This is a genomic window from Longimicrobium sp. (assembly GCF_036554565.1).
Lineage (GTDB): Bacteria > Gemmatimonadota > Gemmatimonadetes > Longimicrobiales > Longimicrobiaceae > Longimicrobium.
The window spans coordinates 1-4,795 of the sequence record NZ_DATBNB010000094.1; the positions used below are offsets into that span (position 1 = coordinate 1).

Annotated in this window: 4 protein-coding genes; 1 reads left to right on the forward strand and 3 read right to left on the reverse strand. The window is 68.0% G+C overall.

Going from position 1 to position 4,795, the window contains the following annotated elements; genetic code table 11:
• Positions 1–108 precede the first annotated feature (108 nt).
• Positions 109–741: a nucleotidyltransferase domain-containing protein gene (locus tag VIB55_RS02550; protein WP_331875096.1), complete on the forward strand. Its 633-nt coding sequence runs from the start codon at positions 109–111 to the stop codon at positions 739–741.
• Positions 742–1,356: 615 nt separating this feature from the next.
• On the opposite strand, the gene VIB55_RS02555 is transcribed toward VIB55_RS02550, so the two are convergent.
• From VIB55_RS02555 to VIB55_RS02565, 3 genes are all read right to left on the reverse strand, one after another.
• On the reverse strand, positions 1,357–2,613 hold the full coding sequence (locus VIB55_RS02555) for a hypothetical protein (protein WP_331875097.1): 1,257 nt from the start codon (positions 2,611–2,613) through the stop codon (positions 1,357–1,359).
• Positions 2,614–2,728: 115 nt separating this feature from the next.
• Positions 2,729–3,565 (reverse strand): YaiO family outer membrane beta-barrel protein, encoded by an 837-nt coding sequence (locus VIB55_RS02560; RefSeq protein ID WP_331875098.1) that lies wholly within the window; start codon positions 3,563–3,565, stop codon positions 2,729–2,731.
• Between the two features lie 173 nt (positions 3,566–3,738).
• Positions 3,739–4,539, reverse strand: coding sequence for a hypothetical protein (locus VIB55_RS02565; protein ID WP_331875099.1), 801 nt, complete (start codon positions 4,537–4,539; stop codon positions 3,739–3,741).
• Between the last annotated feature and the right edge of the window lie 256 nt (positions 4,540–4,795).

Consider the following 4,795-nt stretch of genomic DNA (forward strand, 5'->3'; position numbering starts at 1 on the left):
CGTGAAATCCTGGGCGTGTACATCTTTGTGTGGGTGGCCGCTTTATTAGGCCACATGGCCTAATTTAGCGGCCACCATGATGAGGGAGCCTTAGCAAGTTTGTACGCCATGTTTTTCGCCCCGCTTAACGGTATCCTCTCCTCAGGCGTACGCGTGCGTGCTCTGCGTGTGCTGGCCGACGCACATCAGGCGTTGTCCGGGCGTGAGATCGCGCGGCAGGCACACGCCAGCCGGGCAATGACGCAACGCGGACTGGGGGAACTGGCGCAACTCGGCGTCGTGCTGATGGAGGAAACGCCGGCCCAGCATCTCTACCGTCTGAACGAGAACCACCACCTTGTGCGCGATGGCCTCCTGCCGCTATTTCGGGCGGAACGTAAGCGGGCTGACGAGTTGTTCCAGGAGCTGCGGCGGATTCTGCTGGACGAGGCGGGCGTGGCGGATGGGCGCGTGCTGGCCGCGTATCTGTTCGGGAGCGCCGCCCGGGGCGACGACGTTCCCGGAAGCGATCTCGACGTTCTCGTCATCACGCCCGACGCACGGGCTGCCGAAGCGGTGCACGATACACTTTCAGCCCGTGCGCCAGCACTCCGAACGTACTTTGGCGTGGTGCTCTCGCCCGTGGTGCTGGACTTGGCAACCGCTCGTGAGCAGGCGGGCAGCACGGACAGCTTTCTACGTGACGCAATCCGTGACGGCCGGCGGATTTACGGAAAGGCATTGGAGGAACTGCTTTGGTAACACGGGGGCGCCGCAAGGATACCGACCGCAACCAGGCCGCGAAATATCGGAACGTCGGCTCTGCCGTCCTGCAGAGCGCGCAGGATCTCGAAGATTCTCGCGACGGATGAGACCCGCTACGGCAATGCCATCTCAGTGATCGCCATCCACGCGGCCATCGCGTACAACGACGCGATCACGATTGCGTATGGCGGGTTCAAGTCCACCGAAGGGGAGCACGTCCGAGCGCCGGACGCGCTGCTCGCCGCGCTGAAGAACCCCTCGCCCGACGCGGTGGACCTGCTCCGGCGGTCGTCAAGAAGAAGGACGCGGTCTCCTATCAGGGAGTGTACAGTACGATCTCCGACGCGTCCGCGATCCTTCGCAAAGCCGAGTCGTTCTGCGCCTGGGCCGAAGAAGCGTACCGGCGGCGCCCGCCCGCGTGACGGCCTCCTTCGTTGATGCCCCGGTCGCGAGGGCGAAAGTGAGTCGGCGGGGGCTCGACGAGCTTCCCTGCGGCCTCGGGATCGCCCAAGGTACGAAGACTCTCGGTAACCCGTGCCGACCTGGGCCTCGGGCCCGGCCAACTCCACCCCCGAACCTCCGTAAGACGCCGCGCCGGCAGGCCGTCCGCTCTTACCGCGCGTCGAACTCCGTCGGCCTTGTACGATCCGAGGTTTCCTGGAGACGTTCCCGGTGCTCAGGGGGGAGTCGCGCTGCGTCCGCGAACCGGCCCGCCCACTCGATCCACCGCCGGGCACCCGCCCAATCCTGCCGCTCGGCTGCCTGGTCCGCTCGCCAGAGCCCCACCTCGAACACGATCTGCGCCATCTGGTTCGGGAACGTGCGCCGCACCACGCTGCGGTCGCCGGGCGTGAATGCAGGCGTGGCATAATCGGCCGGGACCACCCGGGCCAGCGCGGCGTCGACGGCGTCGAGATCCACCCCGGCCCTCTCCCCCGCCGACGGGATCCGGTAGCCCGTACCCAGGCTCACCAGCGAATCCATGTGGACGCCGAGAAGGGTGGGATCGCCTGTGCGGGCGAAGACCACCGGGCGCTGCATGCGACCTTCACGCGCGGAACGCACCCACGATTGCACGACCCGGTAGGCGATGTACTTGACGGCCGCGGTGCTGTCGACGTACTCGGGGGTGATCGTATCCAGCTGCTCCACGGGCAGCGGCAGCGGAAGATCGTGCGCCCGGCTCACCGAACCCGCGTACCACGCCGCATCGAGCAGCCCCACGTTCACCACGGCGACGTCGGGGCGCACACCCTCGGCGAGCTGCAGGACGAGGGCGGGGTAGGTGTCGAGATCGCCGTTGGTGAGCAGGATGCTCCCCCGGGGCAGAGACTCCAGCACCCAGCGGTTGTACGCGAGTGCGCTGCCGCTGAAGAACCCCGCCTCGTGCAGGCGGCGCAGAGCCTGTTCCGCCGCCTGCCGGTCGTCGCGCCGCAGCGCCTCCATGTGGATTGCCATCCAGGCGCCCCCGTCCGCGGGGTCACACGCCACGGCTGCCCGGTAGTGCGCCCAGGCGCTGTCCGCGTTCGCCTCATCCCACGAGCTCAACTGCGGGTTGTACAGGTCGCCCAGCACCGTGTGCGCAAAGCTCGCGCAGTCTCCCATGGCCACCGCGCGGTGCGCCTCCCGTCGCGCTTCCGTGCGCTCATCCAGGCGCCGATAGACCTCGGCCAGCCAGGCGTGCGTCTCGGCGGAGGCGCCTGGGCGTTCCGCCAGCGCGCGGACCTGGCCGGCGGCCGCACCGTACTGATGGTGCCAGTACGGCTGAAGGGCATCCCGGAGCGCCTCGTCCCTGGTCTGCGCGAGCGAGGGCGCGGCCCACAGGGCGCCGGCCAGGACGATTGTGATGATGGGGTGCTTCGAATTCATGATCCAACACCTCGCGGGAAGTGGCCAGCGGGAGGCCCTGCGTTCCGGCCCACGGCGCGGCGTAGAGGCGGCACGGCGCGACGCGGGAGTGTCGGCGGCTTTTTCCGCCGCATCATCACAGCCGCGCGTCCAGGCCCAGGCTGAACGACACACGGTCGCGGTCCTGCACATCGCTCAGCGACTCGTGCTCGTAGCCGGTGGACCAGCGGACGCCCAAACCCCCGCCCAGCGGCGTCTTTCCGTACAGGCCCACGCGGTAGGTGTTGGCGCGCCCCAGTTCGAACTCCAGCGGCGACTCCGTGGGCGCCGTGCCCGCGCCGACGACGAGCGTGGCGTACGACTCGGGGGACGAGAAGTAGCGGCGCGCCAGGAGCGAGCCCGAAACGGAGGTGCCGTCGTCCTGCGGCGTGATGAAGGGGCGCGCGGAGAAGTAGTAGTTGCCCCGGTACAGCCCCGCCGAGCCCGTGAAGATGGTGGCGCGCGCGTTCTGGAATTCCAGGTGCCGCATTCCGATGGAGGCCTCCGTTCCGCTGGCGGGGCTGGTGTAGATCTCCGCCCCGATCCGCGCGATGGGAAAGATGGACGCCTCCGAATACCCCGCGTTCAGGTATGCGTAGGTGCCGCGGGCGATGCGCGGATACGCGTCCATCTCCACCTGCACCCCGTTCTGCCCGAAGCGCTGCGCCCAGTTCAGCCGCGCGATCAGGGTGGCGCCCGGGTCCTTGCGCGAGACTTCGGCCGTGGTGGTGTGCCACGGGTCCAGGTCCGCCCCGCCGAACCTCACATGCCCGTAGTCCAGCCGCGCGCGCCACTCCACGGCCGCCGCAACCGGCTCCGGCGTCCGCACGCATCCCAGGTCAACGGGGCAACCCGTTTCCTGGGCACCCGCCGGCCCGCACAACAGGATCGACGCCGCCAGCAGGGCGACACGTCCGCGACCCACGAAGCTCATCTCCCTCATCCCTGATCGACTCCTGCTGTCGCCGCTCGTGAGACTGCGTGATCGCATAAAGTAGCGTGAAGCCCCGCCGTCTCGCACGAGCAGGGCCACCGATTCGCCGAACGAAGAAGCCCCGCCGGCAGCGAGCCGGGCGGGGCTGTTCGTTCGCTGGTGTAACAGATCCGTCAGCCGCCCACCCGGGCCTTGATGGTGTTGGCGATCACCATCACGATCCCGGCGCCGATCAGCAGGAGCACGGTCGCGCCGATGAACGCGCCGATCTGCGCCACGAACACCCGCCGCTTCGACATCGGGTACAGGCGTGGCAACACCTTGTATGGAACCACCATCCCCACGTAGATGAACAGCGCGAGCTCCGCCAGCAGCACCCAGGTCATGCTTTCGGGCGTCAGCGTCATCAGCGCCGTGCTGATGATGGCGGCGGCGGCCACGTACGCGTTGAACACGGCGGCCTCTTCCACCGAGATCCGCCGGCCCGTGCTCCAGTGGAATCCCAGCCCGTACAAGCCCAGGTACGTCATCAGCAGGAGGATGCTGAACTCGGTGTTCAGCTCCTCGCCCAGCCCGGGAATCAGCTCGCCCACCTGCGTGCCCGTGGCCTTGCTGGCCAGCAGCGACGCAATGAAGCTCAGCACCAGGTACTTCACCGGGCTCTGGACGGCGCTGCGGGGCAGGGCCTCGGGGACGGGCTCCGGGAAGACGTGGCCGGCGCGCTGGGCGGGGCCGGTCATCGCCGTGCGGAAGAAGCGCAGCGGGCGAGCGATGATCCACCACGTGGTCACCGCGTACTCGCGCAGGTCTTCCACCCGGTCCATGACGATGTGCTCCCACGCCTCGGCGAGCACGTGCTTTTCCGTGGGCGCGAGCTCCTTTCCGCACGAACTGCAGTACGTGCCCTGGTCAAGGTGCCCGCAATGGGCGCACGCGACCAGGGTCGTGGCCAGGGAGGGGCTGAGGTCGGTCATTCGGGAGAACTGCGAAGGGTCTGGTGGCGTGGAGCGGGAACAAGGGATAACAGCCCAAGCCCATGCCGTGCAAGACCCTGGATCGTTACTTCGATACAGGGCGTCGTGCGACAACGAGATCCTTCCAAGGGTCAGATCCAAGGCTCCGCGGGACACGCCCGGATTCCCCGCCATCTCCTTCCGTAGACCGCGGGGAGCCGGGGCGAGGGAGGAGCTGGCCATCTCTGAAGAAAAAAGCCTCACGCAGAGGCGCAGG

Excerpts from the sequence above, each read along its gene's own strand:
- VIB55_RS02555 (WP_331875097.1), bottom strand. The coding sequence starts at position 2,613 with ATGAATTCGAAGCACCCCATCATCACAATCGTCCTGGCCGGCGCCCTG.
- VIB55_RS02565 (WP_331875099.1), bottom strand. The coding sequence starts at position 4,539 with ATGACCGACCTCAGCCCCTCCCTGGCCACGACCCTGGTCGCGTGCGCC.
- VIB55_RS02560 (WP_331875098.1), bottom strand. The coding sequence starts at position 3,565 with ATGAGCTTCGTGGGTCGCGGACGTGTCGCCCTGCTGGCGGCGTCGATC.
- VIB55_RS02550 (WP_331875096.1), top strand. The coding sequence starts at position 109 with ATGTTTTTCGCCCCGCTTAACGGTATCCTCTCCTCAGGCGTACGCGTG.